Source organism: Xanthomonas sp. Leaf148 (genome assembly GCF_001423585.1).
Taxonomy (GTDB): domain Bacteria; phylum Pseudomonadota; class Gammaproteobacteria; order Xanthomonadales; family Xanthomonadaceae; genus Xanthomonas.
Window position 1 is genome coordinate 833,671 of the sequence record NZ_LMOP01000008.1, and the last position, 20,559, is coordinate 854,229.

The 20,559-nt window shown below is 64.4% G+C and carries 16 protein-coding genes and 1 other RNA gene; 5 read left to right on the plus strand and 12 right to left on the minus strand.

The genetic code is table 11. From position 1 onward, the window contains the following. Positions 1 to 3: 3 nt before the first annotated feature. Positions 4 to 327 (minus strand): hypothetical protein, encoded by a 324-nt coding sequence (locus tag ASF90_RS08300; protein ID WP_055848325.1) that lies wholly within the window; start codon positions 325 to 327, stop codon positions 4 to 6. A 514-nt stretch (positions 328 to 841) separates the two neighbouring features. Then, a complete protein-coding gene (locus ASF90_RS08305) occupies positions 842 to 1,756 on the minus strand; it encodes a BTAD domain-containing putative transcriptional regulator (RefSeq protein WP_055848327.1) in 915 nt (304 codons plus the stop codon). Between the two features lie 439 nt (positions 1,757 to 2,195). Here ASF90_RS08305 and ASF90_RS24195 point away from each other — a divergent pair, with 439 nt between their 5' ends. Further along, positions 2,196 to 2,333 (plus strand): hypothetical protein, encoded by a 138-nt coding sequence (locus tag ASF90_RS24195; protein WP_236699228.1) that lies wholly within the window; start codon positions 2,196 to 2,198, stop codon positions 2,331 to 2,333. A gap of 204 nt (positions 2,334 to 2,537) precedes the next feature. On the opposite strand, the gene ASF90_RS08310 is transcribed toward ASF90_RS24195, so the two are convergent. The 3 genes from ASF90_RS08310 to ASF90_RS08320 all read right to left on the minus strand — a co-directional run bounded on the left by ASF90_RS08310 (position 2,538) and on the right by ASF90_RS08320 (position 5,266). Then, on the minus strand, positions 2,538 to 3,209 hold the full coding sequence (locus tag ASF90_RS08310) for a class I SAM-dependent methyltransferase (protein WP_055850271.1): 672 nt from the start codon (positions 3,207 to 3,209) through the stop codon (positions 2,538 to 2,540). Between the two features lie 135 nt (positions 3,210 to 3,344). Next, entirely contained in the window at positions 3,345 to 3,995 is a 651-nt protein-coding gene (locus ASF90_RS08315; RefSeq protein ID WP_055848330.1) for an SGNH/GDSL hydrolase family protein, read from the minus strand. Next, on the minus strand, positions 3,995 to 5,266 hold the full coding sequence (locus tag ASF90_RS08320) for a pyridoxal phosphate-dependent aminotransferase (protein ID WP_055848333.1): 1,272 nt from the start codon (positions 5,264 to 5,266) through the stop codon (positions 3,995 to 3,997). Before ASF90_RS08320 ends, ASF90_RS08315 begins: the two co-directional genes overlap by 1 nt. A gap of 152 nt (positions 5,267 to 5,418) precedes the next feature. Between ASF90_RS08320 and rsgA the strand changes: the two genes are divergently transcribed. The 3 genes from rsgA to ASF90_RS08335 all read left to right on the plus strand — a co-directional run bounded on the left by rsgA (position 5,419) and on the right by ASF90_RS08335 (position 8,613). Then, a complete protein-coding gene (gene rsgA / locus ASF90_RS08325) occupies positions 5,419 to 6,510 on the plus strand; it encodes a ribosome small subunit-dependent GTPase A (protein WP_055848335.1) in 1,092 nt (363 codons plus the stop codon). Then, entirely contained in the window at positions 6,510 to 7,772 is a 1,263-nt protein-coding gene (locus ASF90_RS08330; protein ID WP_055848338.1) for a flavohemoglobin expression-modulating QEGLA motif protein, read from the plus strand. Before rsgA ends, ASF90_RS08330 begins: the two co-directional genes overlap by 1 nt. 160 nt (positions 7,773 to 7,932) lie before the next feature. Beyond that, positions 7,933 to 8,613, plus strand: coding sequence for a type 1 glutamine amidotransferase domain-containing protein (locus ASF90_RS08335; protein ID WP_055848341.1), 681 nt, complete (start codon positions 7,933 to 7,935; stop codon positions 8,611 to 8,613). A gap of 8 nt (positions 8,614 to 8,621) precedes the next feature. Here ASF90_RS08335 and ASF90_RS21835 read toward each other — a convergent pair. The 3 genes from ASF90_RS21835 to ASF90_RS08345 form a co-directional block, all read right to left on the minus strand. Continuing rightward, positions 8,622 to 8,692, minus strand: a non-coding RNA gene (locus tag ASF90_RS21835) — sX9 sRNA. A gap of 591 nt (positions 8,693 to 9,283) precedes the next feature. Next, a complete protein-coding gene (locus ASF90_RS08340; RefSeq protein WP_055848344.1) occupies positions 9,284 to 11,203 on the minus strand; it encodes an amylosucrase in 1,920 nt (639 codons plus the stop codon). A gap of 35 nt (positions 11,204 to 11,238) precedes the next feature. Then, positions 11,239 to 13,692 carry a TonB-dependent receptor gene (locus ASF90_RS08345; protein WP_055848346.1) on the minus strand — a complete coding sequence of 818 codons (2,454 nt, stop codon included), beginning with the start codon at positions 13,690 to 13,692 and terminating at the stop codon, positions 11,239 to 11,241. A gap of 266 nt (positions 13,693 to 13,958) precedes the next feature. Here ASF90_RS08345 and ASF90_RS08350 point away from each other — a divergent pair, with 266 nt between their 5' ends. Continuing rightward, the gene (locus ASF90_RS08350) at positions 13,959 to 15,281 is read left to right on the plus strand and encodes an MFS transporter (RefSeq protein ID WP_055848349.1); all 1,323 of its coding nucleotides are present in this window, start codon (positions 13,959 to 13,961) and stop codon (positions 15,279 to 15,281) included. A 121-nt stretch (positions 15,282 to 15,402) separates the two neighbouring features. Here ASF90_RS08350 and ASF90_RS08355 read toward each other — a convergent pair whose 3' ends face one another. From ASF90_RS08355 to ASF90_RS08370, 4 genes are all read right to left on the minus strand, one after another. Beyond that, positions 15,403 to 16,434, minus strand: coding sequence for a LacI family DNA-binding transcriptional regulator (locus ASF90_RS08355; protein WP_055848351.1), 1,032 nt, complete (start codon positions 16,432 to 16,434; stop codon positions 15,403 to 15,405). Between the two features lie 407 nt (positions 16,435 to 16,841). Further along, positions 16,842 to 17,582 carry an acetoacetyl-CoA reductase gene (gene phbB, locus ASF90_RS08360; RefSeq protein ID WP_055848354.1) on the minus strand — a complete coding sequence of 247 codons (741 nt, stop codon included), beginning with the start codon at positions 17,580 to 17,582 and terminating at the stop codon, positions 16,842 to 16,844. A gap of 168 nt (positions 17,583 to 17,750) precedes the next feature. After that, complete coding sequence (locus ASF90_RS08365; RefSeq protein WP_055848358.1) at positions 17,751 to 19,079, minus strand: CitMHS family transporter; 1,329 nt, start codon at positions 19,077 to 19,079, stop codon at positions 17,751 to 17,753. Positions 19,080 to 19,295: 216 nt separating this feature from the next. Then, the gene (locus ASF90_RS08370) at positions 19,296 to 20,489 is read right to left on the minus strand and encodes an OprO/OprP family phosphate-selective porin (protein ID WP_055848361.1); all 1,194 of its coding nucleotides are present in this window, start codon (positions 20,487 to 20,489) and stop codon (positions 19,296 to 19,298) included. Positions 20,490 to 20,559: the final 70 nt, after the last annotated feature.

Genomic DNA, 20,559 nt, shown 5'->3' on the forward strand with positions numbered 1-20,559 from the left:
CTCCTAGCGGCGCTTGCGGGGTGGAAGAGCGGCGTGCGGCGGTGGCGTGGAGACGGGAGAAGCGGGCAGAGCTGCAGCGGTGTTCGGAGCGCTGTCGATGTCGGTCGCGATGTGTTCCCAGAAGCGTTGCTGGGTGTCGATGCCGATACTCTCCAGATGGGGTTGCATGAAACTCATGGCCTGCTCGAGATGACGGAAGAACGTGCGTTCACCGGATTGCACGTGCTCGATCGAGCCGCGCCACTCCCGTACCGTGTCGTCGCCGTCGCCACGCTCTCCCCAAACCCGGACGATGAAGGCGGCGGTTCGGTCCTCCAGCAGTGCCATGCCCGCGCTCCGGGTGAGGTGGATTCACGCTAGGCCGCCTGCATCACCGATGCATCACCGCCAGATCACCGGTGAATCACCGCGCCGTCTTCCCGTGTGATGCAGCAGTGATGCATTGCGACGTGCAGCGCAGGCAGCGCCGGTCCACACGCCTGGTTGCCGGGGCGCGTACGGGTTGGAAAAGGGACAGCGTGCGGAAGTGGTGGCGCGTCACCAGCTAGTCGCCACGGTGGCTCCAGCCGGTGTCCCAGTCGGGCAACGCCGGTTACAGAGAGGGCCGGCCGCGCGCATCGCGCAGCAGCGGCACCTCGGCCGGGTCGCACGCCGGGACGGCGGCATTCGCCTTATGCGGCAGGCCGCACTTCGTACGCCATGCGCCGGGCTCGCCGGTGGTGCAGCAAGGCCGCTACGCGCGATGGACCTAGCTGGTTGCAGCAGCGCGGCGCCGCAACGAACACGCAGATACCTACGCGCTCGGCATCGGGCAGCGCGGCGTGCGCCAGTGTTGGAGAACTCAGGGTTCCAGAAACTGCAGGCTCAATTGCAGTTGCGCATCTGCCGCGGCCAGGCCACGACGTGCGTTTTCGATCAGCATCTGTGCGTGCTGGCCGGCGCTGTCGGCAAACGCGAAGGGGCGTGCAGCAGGTGCAGGCACCGTGTCTTCTACGCTCGTCCCGATGGCACCGTCGGCAATGCGGTGATAGAGCGTCATCGTCTCGCGCATCGGTTGGATCGCCAGCTCGCGCCGCAACAGCTCGCGGCAGCGCTCGAACTGGCATAAGGCATGTGCGCGCTGTCCGTTGAGCACGAACAATTGCATCAGTGCGCGGTGCACATCTTCGCGCAGCGCGTCGCTGTCCAGAATCGCTTGTGCATGCCGGATTCCTTCGCCGTAGTCGCGCCGGATCGTGGCGATCTGAACCAGGCGCCAGAGCGCGTTGAGATAACTGCGGCGATGTTTTTCGCGTTCGCGCAGCGCCCAATCGTCGGAGACATCCATCAGGATGTCGGAGCGGTACAGCGCGACGCCGCGTTGCAGTCCGGCGATTTCTGCCTCGGTCATCTGCTCGGGTGGCTTGCTCAGGCCTGGCGCGATGTCCTTGCTGAATTCGGCGACATCGAGCCAGACGTCCATCGGGCCATCCAGGCCGATCGCGCCGCGCCGGTCGCACACGATCAGATCGCCGTGATCCAGTGGCGGGGATTCGACGATGCGGCGTAGGCGCCACAGGGCGGTATTGAACGATCCCGCCGTCGCGCCGGCATCGCGTTCGGGCCACAGGCTGGCAATGAGCTCGCTACGACTGAAATACCGATGCTGGCCGATGGCCAGATAGGCCAGCAGACTGCCGCAACGTCCGGAGACCGCAACTGCGCGTCCTTCGTCCTGGGCAACGGAAACCGAACCGAACAACCAGATCCTGAACATCCTCGCCATCCTCGCTCGAATGCAGCCAATGTCCATTCGGCACACCTACGCCTGCGGCCCCTTCCGCGAGCGCCCCATGGTGGGCAAAAAGTCCGATCCACACCGATACGAGACATCCCCTTGTTGTCCCGGCATCCCGTGCCGTAGGACGGCCGGCGTGTGAGGGCGCGATCATGCCACGGCTGTTCGCGCAGGCGTAGCGATGGCGGACAGACGGCAGTCGCGTGTCAACCGCGCAGCGGATGCGCTGCGTCAGCATCGCTGACCATGCAGTCGACATCCTGCAATCGACATCCTGCGACGATCGTCCTCCAAGGCCGTTTCCGCCGCTGCACGCGACGGCTATCCCGGTCGAATGCGCTGCATCGCGCGCGGCTTACCAGGCACGGCCTGCGCGGCCGTTTTCGACGGGGTGGCTGCGCGCGAAGGCGGGTAGGCGATGCGCCTGCGTATTGACAGCGATACCGACGGGAAAAACACCCATCAGCTTGTGTCGGCAAATTCGTCCGAGTGCCGCGGCCGCACCACGCCTTACGCCGGTCTGATGTTCGATCTGCACGATCGCCATGCGCTGTAGGTCAGCTACACCCGCATCTTCAAACCACGGAACAACCGCGACCGTGGTGGCTGCTATCTCGCCCTGCTGGAAGGCAACCGCTACGAAGTCGGAGCCAAGGGAGTTCCAGGCACCACGTTGCGTGTGTCGCGTGCGCACGTCAGCGATAGACGGTGCATGCAGAGGGCGCATCTGCTTGCACCATTGTCGCCAAGACGGCAGTGCTCAGCGCGGCTCGGCCACGATCAACCAGTTGTTGAAGGGCGTGTTGCCGTACAGCGGCGCGAAGGTCGCGCGCAGGCCGGCCGCATCCAGGTGGGCCTGCAGGCTGTCGCGGGTGGGGTAGCTGCGCGGCATGCGCTGCATCCAGCCGCTCAGATGCGCCAGCACGTCGGTCACGCGGCTGGTGCGTCCACGGCCGCTGGCATCGCCCAATGCACTGCGAATCACCAGCTTTGCACCGGGCGTGAGCATCTGCGCCACGCTGCGCAGCAGGCTGGCCTGCATGTCCGATTGCAGATATTGCAGCACGTCCAGAATGGTGACGCTGCCCTGATGCTGCGGCCACGCGATGCTCAGATCGACCACTTCGAACTTGGTATTGCCCAGATGCGAGCGTTGCGCGATGTGCTGCGCGCGGCGGATCTTGGAAGCATCCACATCCACGCCGTGATACGCCAGCGCTTGGCCATCGGCACGCAATGCATGCGCCAGCAAGCCCAGCCCGCAGCCCAGATCCAGCACCGGCGCAGTGGTGCTGCGCAGCTCGGCCAGCACGCCGGGATACAACGGGTCAGTGCGCAGCTTGGCTTGCGTGTAGTAGTAATCGTAGCGGTTGCCGAGCGGATGCTTGGGCAAAAAAGCGCGTGCGATCGCCAGCGCTTGGGCGCGGCTCATCGGTTGGGTGGCGGTGCTGTGCAATGTCGTTCCTTGGCAATCAGGCGTGCTGCACAGCTAGCTTAGAGCCAGTCGCCCCGATTGCGGTAGGCCCGGTTGGCGGTTTCGCGATGCGCGGCTGCGCGTCGTGGCGCTTTAGGCAGGCGTGTCCACAGATCCGACAGCGCCCAGCGCATCGCGCGCTGCAGGCAGCGCCATCGCTGCCCAACGCGCATACATCGCACCAGAGGGATGCAGACCATCGTCGACCAGCATGTCGACAGCATCGCCGCCGTCGCGACTGATGGCAGTGATGTCGACAAACCGCACGGCGCGCGCTGCGCAACGCTCTGCCGCCACGCTGTTGAAAGCGTCGATCTGCGCCGCGATCAGCCCCGCATCGCCGCCTTGCGCATGCGCGAATGGTGTCAGCCCCCAATCCGGAATCGACAGCACTACCACGCGCGCGGCATGACCACCGGCAAACCCGATCGCATGCTGCAACAACGTATCGAACTGGCTGCGGTATTCGTCCAGCGAGCGCCCGCGGTACTGGTTGTTGACGCCGATCAGCAGACTGACCAGATCGAACGTACCCTGCGGTGCGGCCGCGTCGATACCGGCCTGCAATTCGTCGGTGGTCCAGCCGGTGGTGGCGATGATCTGCGGTGGCTCCACGTTCCAACCGTGGGCACGCAGACCATCGACCAACTGCATCGGCCAGCGCTGCGCAGGCTCGACGCCTTCGCCGATGGTGTACGAATCGCCCAGCGCCAGATAGCGCAGCGGCGTACCAGGCGCCGCCATCAAGCGACGCTGCGCGACTTGAGTGGCACCACTTTGGTCACGGCCTCGGCACGGCGTGCCAGTGCGCGGTCGATGCGCGCAAATACATCGCGCATGACGCTGGCTTCCGGCATCAAGGTCACGCGGAAGTGATGGCGGTACGGCACGTTGAAGCTGGAGCCGGGCACGACCAGCACGCCTTCTTCGTTCATCAGGTCCAGCGCGAACTCGTGATCGTCGAAATTGCGTGCGGCCGCACCGACCACCGCCGGAAATGCGTACAGCGCCCCGGCCGGTGCCACCAGCTGCAAATGCTCGCTGGCCGCGCAAGCCTCGATCACCGCACGACGAGTTTCGTACAGACGGCCACCGGGTGCGCACAACGCGGAAATGGTGTCTGGCCCGTTGACTGCGGCATCGATGGCGTACTGGCCCGGCACGTTGGCGCACAGGCGCAAGGCGCCGAGCAGGTCCATCGCGTTACGCAGATCGTTGATGCGCGATTGCTCGCCCGACAGCAGCGCCCAGCCCACCCGCCAGCCGCAGGCGCGGTGCACCTTGCTCAGTCCGCCGAAGGTGATGCACGGGTGCGCACCGGCCAGCGGCGCCACCGGCACGAAAGCCGCGCCGTCGTACAGCACTTGGTCGTAGATTTCGTCGACCATCAGCAGCAGGTTGTGCTTGGTCGCAATCGCCACGATGCGCTCCAGCAACTCGCGCGAATAACTCGCGCCGCTGGGATTGTTGGGGTTGATCAGCACGATGGCGCGGGTGCGTGAGGACACCAGCGTCTCGATCTCCACCGGGTCCGGCTGGAAGCCGTTCTCCGGCGCGCAGCGGTAATACACCGGGCGGCCATCGTTGAGGATGGTGGCAGCCGACCACAGCGGGTAGTCAGGCGAAGGCACCAGTACTTCGTCGCCGGGGTTGAGCAGGGCGCGCAATGACAGGTCGATCAGCTCGCTGACCCCGTTACCGACAAAAATACGGTCAGGGTGGGCATCGGGGTGCTGACGACGCGAATACGCTTTGGCGATCGCCTCACGCGCTTCCGGCAGGCCCTGCTGATGGGTATAGGGATCGGTGCGACCCATGTCGTCGGCAATCGCGCGCTGCAGATGCTCCGGCGCGCGGAACCCGAATGCACCTGGGTTGCCGATGTTGAGCTTGATCAGCTTGCGGCCCTGCGCCTCCAACTCCCGCGCTCGTCGCGCCAGCTCGCCCCGGATCTCGTAGCGGACTTCGGACAGACGCTCGCGGATGGCGAGCGGCTTTTGCGGGGTAGTGGACATGCGACGGGCCGGTTGTAGGCGTGAGGCTTGGCATGGTAGCGGAAATATGACAAGCGGACATGCTTGCATCGGCAACGATGTCAAGTGGGGCTTCAAGCCCGGCTGCAGGTCGATTGCACAAGCCCCTGCGTCCAGCCAGCTAGAATCCCCCGATGAGCGACACATCCCCCAACTACCCCACCCTCCAATCCATCGGCTGGCCATGGCCCGGTCCTCCTGAGGAGGCTGCCTGGCAGGCGGTGTTTGCCGCGCATCCGCAGGCGTTGCCGGCGCGGGTGGTGGAGCAGCACCGTACCGGCTATGTGGTGGCCGATACGCCGGAGGCCAGTCTCAAGGCCGAGTCGCTGCCGGAGTGGCAGCGGCCGCGCTTCCCTAGCCATGAGCGGGCGGCGGTGGGCGATTGGGTGCTGATGGAGGGCAAGCGCATCGTGGCGCTGCTGCCGCGGCGCACCTCGATCAAGCGCGGGGCGGCTGGTGAGCATTACCACCAGCAGGTGATCGCAGCCAATATCGATACGGTGTTCATCGTGTGCGGGCTCGATGCGGACTTCAATCCGCGCCGCATCGAACGCTATCTGCTGCTTGTGGGCGGCGGCGGCGCGCAGCCGGTGGTGGTGCTGACCAAGGCCGATCAGACCGAGTACGCCGAGGATGCGTTGGCGGTATTGGAAGAGCTGGAGGCGCAGAACATCCCGCTGCGTGCGGTCAATGCCAAGGATCCAGAGAGCGTGGCAGCGCTGCGGCCGTGGTTGGGCGACGGGCGCACGGCGGTGCTGGTGGGCTCGTCCGGTGCGGGCAAGTCGACGCTGACCAATACCTTGCTCGGCACGCAGAAGATGAAGACCAATACGGTGCGCGAAAACGATTCGCGTGGCCGGCATACCACCACGTACCGTGCGTTGATCCCGTTGCCAACCGGCGCCTGCCTGATCGATACGCCCGGCATGCGCGAGCTCAAGCCAACCGGTGAAGAAGACCTGGCCGAAGGCGGTTTCTCTGATGTGGAAGCGTTGGCGGCGCAGTGCCGCTTCAACGATTGCGCGCATATCGCCGAGCCCGGTTGCGCGGTGCGCGCGGCGATCGAGGCCGATACGCTGGATCCGGAGCGTGTGGCCAATTACATGAAGCTGCGCGAGGAAGTGGCCAGCGCGGCCGAAAAGCTCGCCACCCGCGTTGCGCAGAACAACCGCGGCAAGGGCTCGGGCAAGCGCCCGGCCAGCGTCGATCGTCCCGGACGGCGCTGATGCCATCGCGCAAGGGGCCGCCGGACATCGTCCATCACGCGGCGCTGGATGCGCGCCTGGTCAAGGCCGTGCGCGGGGTGCGCCTGCTCGCCCTGGCGAGCTGGCCGCGCTCGCTGCAGGAGCCGTTTCTGCAGAGTGTGGCGCGCGGGCAGCCGGAGCTGCCGCAGGTGGACTACCCGGCGCTGGATTTTGGCGACACCCGGCGCGAGCTGGCCGCGATTGCGAAAGCCGCCGACCCGCATCACCCGATCGGCGCGTATCTGATCGATTCGACGCATAGCTGGAGCCTGGCGGCCGGTCTGCTGGAATCGCTGGGCACCAGCGCGGTCAGCGACTATTCGGCGCAGTTGTTCGGCGTGCCCGACGACCCGATGCCGGGCAACGGCCCGACCACGCGCGAAGCGGCGCGGCATTTCATCCAGATCGCGCAGGAACTCGATCGTGAGCTGCTGGCACCGGAAGAGCAGGTGCCGGTGTCAGCCACCGCCTTGCGCATGCAGCTGCAGAACGACCTGGATGCGTTCTTCGAAGGACGCGTCATCACTGTCACGCTCGATCCGGATCTGCTCGCCAAGGCCGCGGCAGGCGCGCACCGGATCCGTTTGCGCACCGGCGCCACCTTCAGCGATTACGACCGTGCGCAGCTGTTTCATCACGAGGCGCTGGTGCATTCGCTCACTGCGCTCAATGGCCGCGCGCAGGTGCATCTGCCCAGCCTGGGCATTTCATCGCCACGCACCACCGCAACTCAGGAAGGCCTGGCGACGTTTGCGGAGCAGATCACCGGCAGCATCGATATCGAACGCATGAAGCGCATCAGCCTGCGCATCGAAGCGATTGCGATGGCGCGCTCGGGCGCCGACTTCATCGAGGTGTTCCGCTATTTCACCGAGAGCGGGCAGAGCGCAACCGAAAGTTTTTCCTCGGCGCAACGCGTGTTCCGCGGTGTGCCGACGGAAGGCGGCGGTGCGTTTACCAAGGACACCGTCTACCTGCGCGGCCTGGTCGCGGTGCACACCTTCTTCCGGCATGCCTTGCAGCGCGACCAACTGCAGCTATGCCGTTATCTATTCGCCGGCAAGATGGCGTTGGGCGATGTGGCGCGGTTTGCACCCTTGTTCGACAGCGGGGTGCTGGTCGCGCCGCGCTGGCTGCCGCCGTGGGTGAGCCGGATCAGCGGGCTGGCCGGCATGCTGGCGTTTTCGTTGTTCGCCAATCGCATCCGCATGGATCAGTTGCAACCGCCGGCGATGAATGTCTGAGATGGCACACAGCGTTCGATGAAATGCGCGTGCGCGATCACATGTTGATCGCGTCGGTGAACCTGCGCATGCAAGGCCGCGCGTTCTACACGATGTTGCAACGAACCGGACTGCACACTGCACGCCTCGCCCGTTCTGGGCCATAACACGAGGCAATGCGATGAAAATCTTGATGGTGCTCACGTCCCACGACCAGCTGGGCGATACCGGCAAGAAGACCGGCTTCTGGCTGGAAGAATTCGCCGCGCCGTACTACGTTTTCAAGGACGCTGGCGCCGACATCACCGTGGTCTCGCCGAAAGGCGGACAGCCGCCGCTGGACCCGAAAAGCGACGAGCCCGATGCGCAGACCGAGGCCACCAAGCGCTTCAAGCAGGATAGTGATGCGCAGAAGGTGCTGGCCACAACGCACCGTCTTGCCGACGTCAAAGCCGACGATTTCGATGCGCTGTTCTATCCGGGCGGCCACGGCCCGCTGTGGGATCTGGCCGAAGACAAGCAGTCGATCGCGCTGATCGAAGCCTTCGCCGCAGCCGACAAGCCGCACGGCCTGGTCTGCCATGCGCCGGGCGCACTGCGTCACGTCAAGGGCAGCGATGGCAAGCCGCTGGTCAACGGTCGCCGCGTCACCGGTTTCACCAATGGCGAAGAAGAGGCCGTCGGTCTGACCAAGATCGTGCCGTTCCTGGTGGAAGACGTGCTGACCGAACTCGGTGGAAAGTACGAAAAGAAGGCCGATTGGGCAGTACATGTAATTGCCGACGGCACTCTGGTGACCGGCCAGAACCCGGCGTCGTCGGAAAAGACTGCAGAAACCCTGCTGACGCTGTTGAAGGGTTGAGTGAGAGTGGCCAAGAAGCGTAGCGACTAGTCGTCAAGCGTGGACGGCGCGTAGGAACCGACGTGTACGAGTGGTGCATGTTGATTCCGGGTACCGTCCGCGTTTGCCTGGCGGCTACACGCTAGCTTTGTTGTCTGCTCTTAGCCGTCGAAGCGTTGTCGAAGCGCTGTATTAGTGGTGTGTGTGGTTTGTGCAGCAGCGTTCGCGGACGCGTGTCGCTGCCGCAAACTCAGCCTCGGCTGAGCAAGTAACGCTATTGCATGCGTGATAGCGAATCGGCACCTCTGCATGGGTGCTGCCGAGTACTGGGAGGCCTAGCCATTCCCGCGCAAGACACTTCAGCGCAGCGGCTCAAACCATTCCAGCGCAGTGGCTTAAGACACACCCGCGCGATGACGTAAGCACACGTGGTACCAATGCAGTAACGCTAGCCCCTCTCCCGTCGGGAGAGGGGTTGGGGTGAGGGTACGGTTGACGCATCGCCAAGACCCCGTATCCGCATCGCTCAAGCAAAACGTACCAACCAGCGCCCGCACTGCAGGCAGCGCAAGGCGCAGGTCATCGACCAAGAACCGCAAGTGCCTTACTCAAGCAACATGTTTCAACTAGGCCCCGTATTGCAGGCAGTGCAGAGCGCAGGTCATCGACCAGCACCCCGCACCCGCATCGATCAGTCGATACGTTGCAACCAGCGCACCGCATACCCAGGCAGCGCAAGACGCAGATCATCGCCTAGCGGTTCTGCAACTGCATCGTGCTTGTCGGCCAACACCTGCCAACGGCCACTCAACCTACCTGCAAGCGCCACGTCGAGCGGTTGATCGCTGAAGTTGTGGACGGCGACAAAGCTGTCGCCACGCGTCAGCGCAAACAGGTGGACGTTATCCAGCGCCACACTGCCCAACGGTTGATCCGCAGCAAGTGCCGGTAGTGCCGTGCGTTGCTGGATCAGTGCGTGCAACCGCTGATAGACCTGCCCGCTCACGCTGCTGTTGTCGTGGCGCTGCGCGGCGCGCTGCCAGTCCATTGCCGGGCGATGCAACCAGCGGCCTTCGTGCTTGCGCTGCGTATCCACGCGGTAGCTGATGTCGTTGGGCAATGCGAGTTCGTCGCCCATGTAGATCAGCGGCACGCCCGGCATCGCCAGGGCAACCGCGTAGAGCAGCACCAGCCGGTCCACTGACATCGCCAATGCCGACGCATCGCCCGTATCGTGCGCCGCCTGGATGCCGGCGAGTGCGGCCGCCATGCCGTTGGTGCCGTGCACACCATCGCCGCTGCTCTGGAAGCTTTCGCCACGCGCGTAGCTGCCCGGTAGCGCATTGGCGTAGAAGCGCGCGACATCGCGCAGCGAAAACGCCGGTTGCATGGCATTGCCCGCGGCTTCGTGCTGCAGCACATTCCAGCCGATGTCGTCGTGGCAACGCACGTAGCTCAGCCACGCGCAGTTGGTGGGCAACGGTGGGCTGTGCGCAATGACCTGATGCAGGATGTCGCCGCGTTGCAGCGCCAGTGCCGACCACCCGGCTGCCATCAGCGTGCTGTGGTAGGCCAGGTGGCATTCGTGGCCTTGATCGGCGCCGCTGCCGAAGTAGGGCGGCAGTTGACTCATCGGCACGATGGCTTCGGCCTTCATCGCCACCGACGGCGCAACGATGTCGGCAACCGCACGCAGCGCCACCAGCAAGGTATGCGCCTCGGGCTGGTTCATGCAGTCGGTGCCGGTGCGCTTCCACAGATAGGCGGTGGAATCCAGGCGGAACGCTTCCACTCCGAGGTTGGCCAGCTGCAGCATTGCCAGCGCCATGTCGCCGAACACGGCCGGGTTGCTCCAGTTCAAATCCCATTGATAGGGATAGAACGTGGTCCACATCCATTGTGCGGTGTCGTCCACCCAGGTGAAGTTACCCGGCGCGGTATGCGGAAACACCTGCGCCAGCGTTGTTTCGTATTGATCGGGCAGTCTGCGGTCGGCGAAGTGATGGTAGTAATCGAGATAGCGTGCATCGCCAGCGCTTGCGGCTTGTGCCCAGGCGTGATCGTCGGCGGTATGGTTGAGCACGAAGTCCGCACACAGGCTGATGCCCGATGCGCGCAGCCGCGTGGTGAGCGCAATCAGGTCGTCGTTGCTGCCCAGGCTCGGCTCTACCTGGCCGTAGTCGCTGACCGCAAAGCCGCCGTCGTTGTCGCCGGCGCGTGCGCGCAGAAACGGCAGCAGATGCAGATAGCGCACGCCCAGTTCCTGCAGGTACGGCACGCGCTCGGCCACGCCCTGCAAGGTGCCGGCGAAGCGGTCCACGTAGGCACTGTAGCCCAGCATGTGCTGTGCGCCGAACCAGCCCGGCTTGCGGGTGGTATCGAGCTGTTGCAATGCCTGCGGGCGGTGTTGCGCGCTGCTGCCGAGCGCGCCCAACCACTGCGTCAACCACGCTGCGTAATCGGGGCGTTGCCCATACAGCGACTGCAGTGCATCCAGCAGACGCGGTGCATGTTCGTCAAAACGCGCCAACAACGGCTCGGCGCGCCGTGCATCCAGCGGCGCGGCAAAGGCCGCGCGTGATGCGGTGGGATCGATGGGGGAGGTGCTCATTGGAAGCCGCCGGGCGTGGGCCCGGCGCGGGGTCCTTAGAAGTCGTAACGCAGGCTGATGCTGGTGGTGCGGCCGGCAATCGAGCGCGCGCGGATGATGCCGTTGGCCGGAATCGTGGCTTCTTCGGCTTCGGTCAGACCAAAGGTGTTGAACAGGTTGTTGACGTTGAGCGCGACGGTGAGCGAATCGGTCACGCGGTAGTCGCCGAACAGGTTGACCTGCGTATAGCCGGGCATCTTCAGCTGGTTGGAATCCTGCGTATAGGCATCGGTGGTGCCGATCAGATTTACGCCGAACTGGTAGCCGTCGCCGCGATAGCTCGGGGTGAGCTGCCAGATCACGTCGGCTTGGCGACGCGGCACATTGCCGGTATTTTCCGGGGTGATCTGGTCGCGGGAAATTTCTGCATCGGTCCAGGTCAGGCCGCCGTTGACGGTGAAGCCCTCGTAGCGGTAGCTGGCTTCCAGCTCCACGCCGTGCGCTTGGTAGCTGCGGTTGAAGAAGCGCTGGCTGGTGACTTCGAAGTTCTGTTCCTGGGTGCGCGCAGAGAAGGCGGTGGCGAACAGGCTCAGCCCGTCGCGGCGCCACTTCAGGCCGGCTTCGGCCTGGCGCACCACGTTAACGCCTTCATCGGACGACACCGAGCCGTCGTCGCGCACCACGCCGAACAACAGGCGATCGGCATTGGCGCGCGCACCGCGGCTGATGCGGGCGAACGCGCCTAGATCGTCGCTGATCAGATAGTTGCTGCCCAACGAATACGACAGGTAGTTCCAGTCGTAGTCCACCGGGCGTGCGTTGGCAGTGTCCACGGTGGCTACGCGCTGTTCCACTGGCTGGATCACGCCGTCGCCGTTGACGTCCAGGTTTTGCGCAATCGCAGTGCCGCTGTAGCTGCCGCGCGCATCGCCCATGTCGTAACGCAGGCTGCCGTCGATGCTGAACTTGCCGCTGTCGAAGGTGAGCGCGACATACGGCGCATTGACGTCGTAACGCACGTCGTAGCTGCGGGTGATGCAGCAATCGCCCCAGAACGGCGTGCCATAGGCATACAGGCCGTTCTGCGAGCGCGACACGCCTGCCGCGTCGACCACGTTGAGCAGGCGCGAGTCGCGACCCAGGCTCTGCACGTAGGAGTTCCAGGTCCAGTCCATGTCGATGGTCTGGCGCGAGCTGTAATAGCCCATGCGCAGATTCAGCGTGCGGCCGTCTCCATCGAACTCGCGCGAGAGGCTGAGGTCGTTGGTGACGTTGCCCAGATCGTTGATGGCGACGTTGAACAGATGCGTGCGGATGGCGTTGCCGGTGTAGGCCTGGCCGGCATTCGGGCCACCGGCCTCCACCAGCTGCGCGCCGGCGCCACCGATGGACGATGCCAGCGAGGTGGCATCGGTGACTTCGGCCGGGAACGGGCTGACGAAGCGGCCACTGTTGTCGGCGATGCGGAACTTGTCGCTCAGGTTCCAGCCATTGCCCAGGTCGAACCAGGCTTCGGCGCCGATGGTGCGCGAGATCGGGTGCATGCCGTCGCCCAGGTCGGTGCGGCGCGGCTGATTATTGCCATCAAGGCCGACATCGGTGCGGAAATTACGGCTGTACAAGGTGTCGTTGCCTGGATCGAAACCGGGGAAGCCGCCGAGGTCCGGCGAGCCGTCGCGGCCACGCACCGAGGTAGGCACCGGCAGGTAGCCGGCGGCGCGGTCGTTGAGGTATTTGCCGTACACACGCACGTAGCCGTTCTCGAACAGACGGGTGAGGTTGGCCTTGAGTTGGCCGCCCTTGTCGGTGGTGTAGCCGGCATCGCGCACGCCGTCGCCCTGGCGGAAGAAACCGCCGATGTTGAACTGCCAATGCTCGGCGAACGGCGCGCCGTAATTGAAGTCGATGCGGGTGTTGTCGTAGTCCAGACCGCGACTGACGCCGACGCTGCCGCCTTCGGTGTCGCCGGTCTTGCTGATGAAGTTGATGATGCCGCCGGGCGCATTGCTGGTGAACGTCGACGCCGAGCCGCCGCGGATGGCTTCGATGCGATCCATCGTGAAATCCGAGCGCAGGAAGATATCGGCGTTGCCGAAAGCGATATCGCCGAACTCCATCACCGGCAAGCCGTCTTCCTGCAGCTGCAGGAACTTGGCGCCACCGGAGGCCACCGGCAGACCGCGCACGGCGATGTTGGCGTTGCCTTCGCCACCGCTGGATTCGGAGCGGATGCCGGGGATGTTGCGGAAGATTTCGGCGGTGCTGCGCGGCGCCGATTGCTCGATCGCCTCGGCGCCGACGGTGCTGACCGACACGCTGGACTTCAACTTGGTGGTGGCGGTGGAGGTGCCGGTGACGAACACCGAATCCAGATTGACCGCGGCGCTGTCGGCAGCCGGCGGAGTGGCGGGCGCGGCGGCGGCGTCCTGGGCCAGCGCGGCGGGCGCGCACAGGCAGGAAACGACCGCGCAGGCCAGGGCATGCAGGCGCAGGGTGTGCAAGGTGGACATCGCGATTCTCTCTCTCACAGGTGGTGGTATGCCGACGCCTGCATCGTCCCCTCCCAGGGAATGGCCGTGCGGCCTGCAGTGCGAGCGCAGTAATACGCTCGAATACAATCGATTGCAATCTTGCGTTGCAGCATTTGAATCTGATTCACGAGTCTCAATTTCCTTAAAGACTGCGTGTTGCGGCGCAGCGTTACAATCGATTGCATAAGCCGCAGGGTACAGTGCGCTGCGGCCACTGGGAGCCGCACCGATGCCCAGGGCCTTGCATGTCGTCGACCGCTCCTCCGCTTTCTTTCGCGCGCATCCTGGCGCTCAACGCCGGTTTCTTCGGTGTGCAGTACAGCTTCGGGTTGCAGCAGAGCAACATGAGCCCGATCTACAACTACCTGGGCGCCGACCACGCCAGCCTGCCGTACCTGTGGCTGGCCGGGCCGATCACCGGGCTGGTGCTGCAGCCGTTCGTCGGCGCGTGGAGCGATCGCTCGGTGACGCGCTGGGGCCGCCGCATGCCTTACATGGTGCTGGGTGCGCTGGTGTGCAGCCTGTGTCTGCTGGCGATGCCGTTCAGTACCGCGTTGTGGATGGCGGTGTGCCTGCTGTGGGTGCTGGATGCGGCCAACAACGTGGCGATGGAGCCCTACCGTGCGTTGGTCAGCGACGTACTCGCGCCACCGCAGCGGCCACTCGGGTATCTCACGCAGAGCGCGTTCACCGGCCTGGCGCAGACGCTGGCCTATCTCACTCCACCGTTGCTGGTGTGGTTCGGTATGAATCAGGATGCCGCCAACGCGCACCATATTCCGTACATCACCATTGCTGCGTTCGTGATCGGCGCGGGGTTTTCGGCCGCGTCCATCCTGATCACCGCGCGCAGCGTGCGCGAGCCTGCGATTGCGCCGGCCGAGATTGCGCGCATGCGTCAGACCGGTGCCGGCCGCCTGGGCGCGACCGTGCGCGAAATCGTCAGCGCCCTGCGCGCGATGCCGCCGACCATGCGCCAGCTGGCGCCGGTGATGTTGTTCCAGTGGTACGGGATTTTCTGCTACTGGCAGTACATCGTGCTGTCGCTGTCGACCACCTTGTTCGGCACCACCGACGCCACCTCGCACGGGTTTCGCGAGGCTGGTCTGGTCAATGGGCAGATCGGTGGGTTCTACAATTTCATCGCGTTTCTGGCGGCCTTTGCGATGGTGCCGGTGGTGCGCCGCTTCGGCCCCAAGTACACGCACGCAGCCTGTCTGCTGGCGGCCGGCGTCGGTATGTGGCTGTTGCCTGGCATCGAAAATCGCTGGTTGTTGTTGTTGCCGATGATCGGCATCGGGCTGGCCTGGGCCAGCATGATGGGGAATCCGTATCTGATGCTCGCCGACAGCATTCCGCCCGAGCGCACCGGCGTGTACATGGGCTTGTTCAATCTGTTTATCGTGCTGCCGATGCTGATTCAGATCGTCACCCTGCCGCTGTATTACGAGCGGTTGCTGCACGGCGACCCGCGCAACGTGATCCGTCTGGCCGGTGCGTTGATGCTTGCCGCAGCGGTAGCAATGCTATGCGTGCGTATTCGCAAGCCCAAGGCTGTAGCGGCGTAACCGCTGCGTTTGCGTTGTTATGCCGGCACAGTAGCGAGTATGAGTGCGCGGCCGCCGCCGCACAGCGCGCTCAGGACGCACGCTCTTACGATTCCCGATTCCCGATTCCCGATTCCCAGCCTCACGCCGACTCGCGCACCACCAGTTTCACCGGCATTTCAACCGATTGCACCGCCTCGCCCGCGATCAGCGCCAGCAGCCGGTCCACCAGCAAGCGCGCGGCCAGACCGAGATCCTGCCGCACGGTGGTCAGCGGTGGCTGGCTGTAGGCGGCCAGCGGAATATCGTCGAAGCCCACCAGCGAGATGTCCTGCGGCACGCGATGGCCGGCTTCGACCAGGGCGCGGATGGCGCCCACGGCGATCACGTCGGAGGCCGCAAATAGCCCATCCGGCGGGTCGGTCTTCTTGAGCATGGCGCGGGTGAGGCGGTAGGCGTCTTCGCTGACGAAATGGCTGCGCGCATGCAGGCGGGTGTCGAATTCCAGCCCGTGCTGCTCCAATGCATGACGGTAACCGGCAAAACGCGGCGCCACTTCGGGTAACTGGTCGTCGCCCAGAAACGCGATGCGCTTGCGGCCGCTGGCGATCAGGTGTTCGGTGGCGAGCGCGCCGCCCTGAAAATTGTCGCTGCCCACGCTGATGTAGGCCTGCCCATCGATGCGGCTGCCCCACACGGCCATCGGCAGACCATCGCGCGCGGCTTCGTCCAGCGCGGCATGTTCGGAACTCTGCCCGAGCACGATCACGCCATCGGAGCGGCTACCGCGCGCAAGCTGTTCCACCCAACCATCCTGGTGCCGGTCCAGCTTGGACAGCAGCATGCTGTAGCCGCGCCCGGTGAGTTCTTCGGCCAGCAACGCCAGCATGGTCATCAGAAACGGATCGGACAGCGGTTGATCCAGTGCGTGCATCATCGGCACCGCAACGCTCACCGTGTTGGAGCGTTTGGCGCGCAAGCTGCGTGCGACCGGGTCGACCTGATACCCGGCATCGGCGGCAATCTGCTTGATGTAGGCGCGGGTGCGCTCTGCCACCACCGGGCTACCGGCAAGGGCGCGTGACACGGTGGACTCGGACACGCCCGCCATGCGGGCGATGTCGGCCATCTGCGGGCGTGCATTCTGCGGGGTGCGTTCTGAGGGTTTGGCCATGGCAGCGCACTGCGGAAAAGCCAGAGTGTAATCAGTTCGCACTAGAGGCGGGTTGTTCGCGTAGTGGCGGCCGCTTGTGCGCAACGGCGCAACGCCATCGCGCACACGGGTCCTAGCTTTGTGATCGCGGTTGGGTGTCGCGTGCTCGCAGGGTGCTGCGGCTGGGCAGCGCGTCATTGTGCATCCGCACGTGCGGGCCCAGGAACCGCCAACAACACGGAGCGAGCGGCTGCCAAACAGGTGTGGGCGGTGCACAGCAACTGGAGTGTGACGCCTCATACCTCCCGATGCCGAGCATCGGCCGCTCCTTTTTGCTGGTCGCGAAGTCGTTTGGTTGGTCGCGTTGCGTGATCGCGGCTGGTGTGCCGGGGTGCACTCCGACAAGCGCTTGCGGCCCACGGTTTGTGTCAGCCCATGTAGAGGCCGCCGTTGACCGCGTAGTCGGCACCGGTCACATAAGCGGCATCGTCGGACGCCAGCCACGCGCACAGGCCAGCGACTTCAGCCGGCTTGCCCAGCCGACGCATCGGCACAGAGGTGGCCAGGCGATCGAGTACGTCCGGCGGAAAACTGCTGATCGATGCACTGGCGATATAGCCAGGCGAAATGGTGTTGACGGTGACCCCGCGCGAGGCGACTTCCTGCGCCAGCGCACGGCTGAAGCCATGCATCGCGGCCTTGGCGGTGGCGAAGTTGATTTGCCCGATCTGCCCCTTGTGCGCACTGACCGAGCCGATGTTGACGATGCGGCCCCAACCACGCGACGTCATGCCATCCACCACCTGCTTGGAGATGTTGAACAGCGAATGCAGATTGCTGGCGATCACTGCATTCCAGTCGTCGCGCGTCATCTGCCGGAACAAGGTGTCGCGGCTACCGCCGGCGTTGTTGACCAGCACATCGATTTCGCCGACTTCGGCCTTGACCTTGGCGAAGGCGGCAACCGTGGAATCCCAATCGGCGGCATTACCTTCGGAAGCGACGAAGTCGAAGCCCTGCTCGCGCTGCTCGCGCAACCAGGCCGATTTACGCGGCGAATTGGGCCCGCAACCGGCAACCACGGTATGCCCGCTGCGCGCCAGCTTCTGGCAGATCGCGGTGCCGACACTGCCCATGCCGCTGGTGACGTATGCAATGCGAAGCGTCATTGGTGTAACTCCTTTGGAGTTGGGAATGGAGAATCGGGAATCGGGAGTGGGGAATCGGTAGAGCAGGAGCCGCCTTTGCGGCCTGCGTTCTCCATGTGGAAGTCAGGAACCGTCACGACGGCACAGCGCCGCTCTTACGATTCCCGATTTCCCATTCCCGGCGCGCGATCAGCGCGCCAACGGAAACAGACCAAACAACAACCCGCCGCCAAGCATCAGCATCGAAATCAGCACCGCCCACTTGAGCGTGAAGCGTTGATGGTCGGCAAAGTCGACCTTGGCCAGGCCGACCAGCAGATAGGTCGATGGCACCAACGGGCTGAGCAGATGCACCGGTTGGCCGGCGAGCGAGGCGCGGGCCATTTCCACCGGAGTGATGCCGTAGTGGCCGGCCGCTTCGGACAGGATCGGCAGCACGCCGAAGTAGAACGCGTCGTTGGACATGAAGAACGTAAACGGCATGCTGACGATCGCCGTGATCACCGCCAGATACGGTCCCCAGCTATCCGGGATCACTGCCAGAAAACTGCGCGACATCGCCTCCACCATGCCGGTGTTGGACAGGATGCCGGTGAAGATGCCGGCGGCAAAAATCAGCGACACCACCGACAACACATTGCCGGCGTGATTGACCAGCCGGCGGCGTTGCTCGGCCAGATTGGGGTAGTTGATCATCAGTGCCAGCGCGAAGCCGATCATGAACAGCACCGGCATCGGCAGGATGCCCACCACCAGTGCGGCCATCAGCGCCAGGGTCAGGATCAGATTGACCCACAGCAGCTTGGGACGCTTCATGTCCTCGGTGTCTTCCACGCGCGGCAAGGCGTCGTTGTCTTCGGGAATGCTGGTGTCCAGCCAACTGCCATCGGCCGGCAGGCGCACCACGCCCAGGCGGCGGCGCTCACGCATGCCCAGATACCAGGCCAGCGCGATGATGCCGGCAATCGCCAGCAACATCGCCGGCACCAGCGGCACAAACACATCGGCCGCATCCACGTGCAGGGCAGTAGCGGCGCGTGCGGTCGGGCCGCCCCACGGAGTGAGATTCATCACACCGCTGGCCAAGATGGTCACGCAGGTGAGATTGAGCGCATTCATGCCCAGGCGCTGGTATAGCGGCAGCATCGCCGACACGGTGATCATGTAGGTGGTGGAGCCGTCGCCATCGAGCGAGATCAGCATCGCCAGGATCGCGGTGCCCATCACGATCTTCAGCGGGTCGCCCTTGACCAGCCGCAGGATGCGCCCGACCAGTGGATCGAACAGCCCGGCATCGATCATCACCCCGAAGTAGAGGATGGCGAACATCAGCATCACGCCGGTGGGCGCGATCTTCTTGATGCCCTCGAGCATCATGTCGTTGATGCCGGTGCCGAAGCCGCCCAGCAGTGCGAACACAATCGGCACCGTGATCAGAGCCACCAGCGGCGACAGCCGCTTGCTCATGATCAGGTACATGAAGGTGATCACCATTCCGAAACCGAGCGCGGTCAGCATGCGGGCAAATCCTTTGGGGCGTGCAGCAGGGAGAGGGTGGAGCGCACCGCTGCGCAGGGCGCGCTGCGGTGGTGATGCGAAAACCTAGAAACGCGAGTCATTGCGCGGCTGCCAGAACAGCAAAGGTGAACGCCTTTGCGCGTGTAAGGCGCTCGCGCTGCATCGCTGCGACGCACGCCAAAACACCTTGAAAACCTGGCGCGTCGCAGCAGCGCATCAAAAGTCGTACTGAAACCGGCCGGTCACCGCCAGTGTGTGATCGACCACCGCATTCATCGTGCGGTCGCGGTTGCGGCTGTCGATCACGTTGAGCATCACGCGCAGGTTGGGCTTGAAATACCAGTTGCCGCCCAGCGTCCACGACTGCGTGCTGGCATCAATGAAGTTTGGCTGGCCATCCAGATTTTGGTCGCCGCGCATGTAGTCGTAGCGCAATGCCAGCTCGAACGCGCCGCTGGGGCGATTGGGCGTCTTGATGCGGCTGAAGCGGCCGGTCTTGCGATCGTAGCCACGCGATTCGCCGGTAACGAACCAGCTGACCAGACCATAGCTTGCCAACACCTTGGCATGCTGGCTGCCATCGTCGAGCAGGCCGCCGCTGAATTCGCTCTGCCACGACCACGGGCCCAGCACTTCGGCATATTCCAGCGACCACTTGTCGAAGTCGGTATCGCGGCCATCGGCAAACCGCGCCAAGGTGATGCGGCTATTGTTGGCCAGATCGTTTTCAGGGCGCGGGCGGATCAACAGGGATGCCGCTCCATCGCTACCCGGATGCGAATAGCGCTCATGCGCCAATGAAATACCGAGGTGACGCAGACGCGCTTCGCCCATCTCCGGCGCAAAGGTCAGACGTGTCCCCAGCGCACCGCCCTTGGTGGACGAGTTGTCGATGCTTTCCAGGCTGTAGAGCGCCGTGGACCAAGTGGCATCGGGGCGATTGGCTTGCCAGGAAATGGCCTTGCGATAGATCGGCGCCAGCGTGGTGGAGGCATAGCCGCGTTCCAGAAACGGGCCATAGTTGGACCCGGTGCGGTCGTCCAGCGAAAAGTACTGCTTGAACTGGCCCACGGTCAGCGTGCCGGCAGAAAACTTCTTGGCGATATAGACATCGCGCGCCAGGATGCCGCGGCTGCCGGATTCGTACTGCAGGCCAGCAAATTCTGCCTCGGCCTTGTAATTGAAGCCATAGAACTTGCCTGCCACATCCAGCCACACGCGGCGGAACTGGGTGTCGTTGCGCTCGGGCGTGCCGCGTTCGTCGTTGTCGAACACGGTGAAATCCCAGTGCACGCGCCCGCCTACCTCGGCAGTGACCGGGCCCGCGTCATCGGCCGCGTGCGCCGCCGGTGCCAGGCAGATCGCCGCGTAGGCGGTGAAGGCGCGCAGACGCAAAGTGTCGTTGATCACAGACCCTCCCAGGTACATGTGTGAATCACGTTCAGCGATGCACCACGACGACTGCCGTGGCGCGTTGGCT

Excerpts from the sequence above, each read along its gene's own strand:
- ASF90_RS08300 (WP_055848325.1), bottom strand. The coding sequence starts at position 327 with ATGGCACTGCTGGAGGACCGAACCGCCGCCTTCATCGTCCGGGTTTGG.
- ASF90_RS08305 (WP_055848327.1), bottom strand. The coding sequence starts at position 1,756 with ATGTTCAGGATCTGGTTGTTCGGTTCGGTTTCCGTTGCCCAGGACGAA.
- ASF90_RS24195 (WP_236699228.1), top strand. The coding sequence starts at position 2,196 with ATGCGCCTGCGTATTGACAGCGATACCGACGGGAAAAACACCCATCAG.
- ASF90_RS08310 (WP_055850271.1), bottom strand. The coding sequence starts at position 3,209 with ATGAGCCGCGCCCAAGCGCTGGCGATCGCACGCGCTTTTTTGCCCAAG.
- ASF90_RS08315 (WP_055848330.1), bottom strand. The coding sequence starts at position 3,995 with ATGGCGGCGCCTGGTACGCCGCTGCGCTATCTGGCGCTGGGCGATTCG.
- ASF90_RS08320 (WP_055848333.1), bottom strand. The coding sequence starts at position 5,266 with ATGTCCACTACCCCGCAAAAGCCGCTCGCCATCCGCGAGCGTCTGTCC.
- rsgA (WP_055848335.1), top strand. The coding sequence starts at position 5,419 with ATGAGCGACACATCCCCCAACTACCCCACCCTCCAATCCATCGGCTGG.
- ASF90_RS08330 (WP_055848338.1), top strand. The coding sequence starts at position 6,510 with ATGCCATCGCGCAAGGGGCCGCCGGACATCGTCCATCACGCGGCGCTG.
- ASF90_RS08335 (WP_055848341.1), top strand. The coding sequence starts at position 7,933 with ATGAAAATCTTGATGGTGCTCACGTCCCACGACCAGCTGGGCGATACC.
- ASF90_RS08340 (WP_055848344.1), bottom strand. The coding sequence starts at position 11,203 with ATGAGCACCTCCCCCATCGATCCCACCGCATCACGCGCGGCCTTTGCC.
- ASF90_RS08345 (WP_055848346.1), bottom strand. The coding sequence starts at position 13,692 with ATGTCCACCTTGCACACCCTGCGCCTGCATGCCCTGGCCTGCGCGGTC.
- ASF90_RS08350 (WP_055848349.1), top strand. The coding sequence starts at position 13,959 with ATGTCGTCGACCGCTCCTCCGCTTTCTTTCGCGCGCATCCTGGCGCTC.
- ASF90_RS08355 (WP_055848351.1), bottom strand. The coding sequence starts at position 16,434 with ATGGCCAAACCCTCAGAACGCACCCCGCAGAATGCACGCCCGCAGATG.
- phbB (WP_055848354.1), bottom strand. The coding sequence starts at position 17,582 with ATGACGCTTCGCATTGCATACGTCACCAGCGGCATGGGCAGTGTCGGC.
- ASF90_RS08365 (WP_055848358.1), bottom strand. The coding sequence starts at position 19,079 with ATGCTGACCGCGCTCGGTTTCGGAATGGTGATCACCTTCATGTACCTG.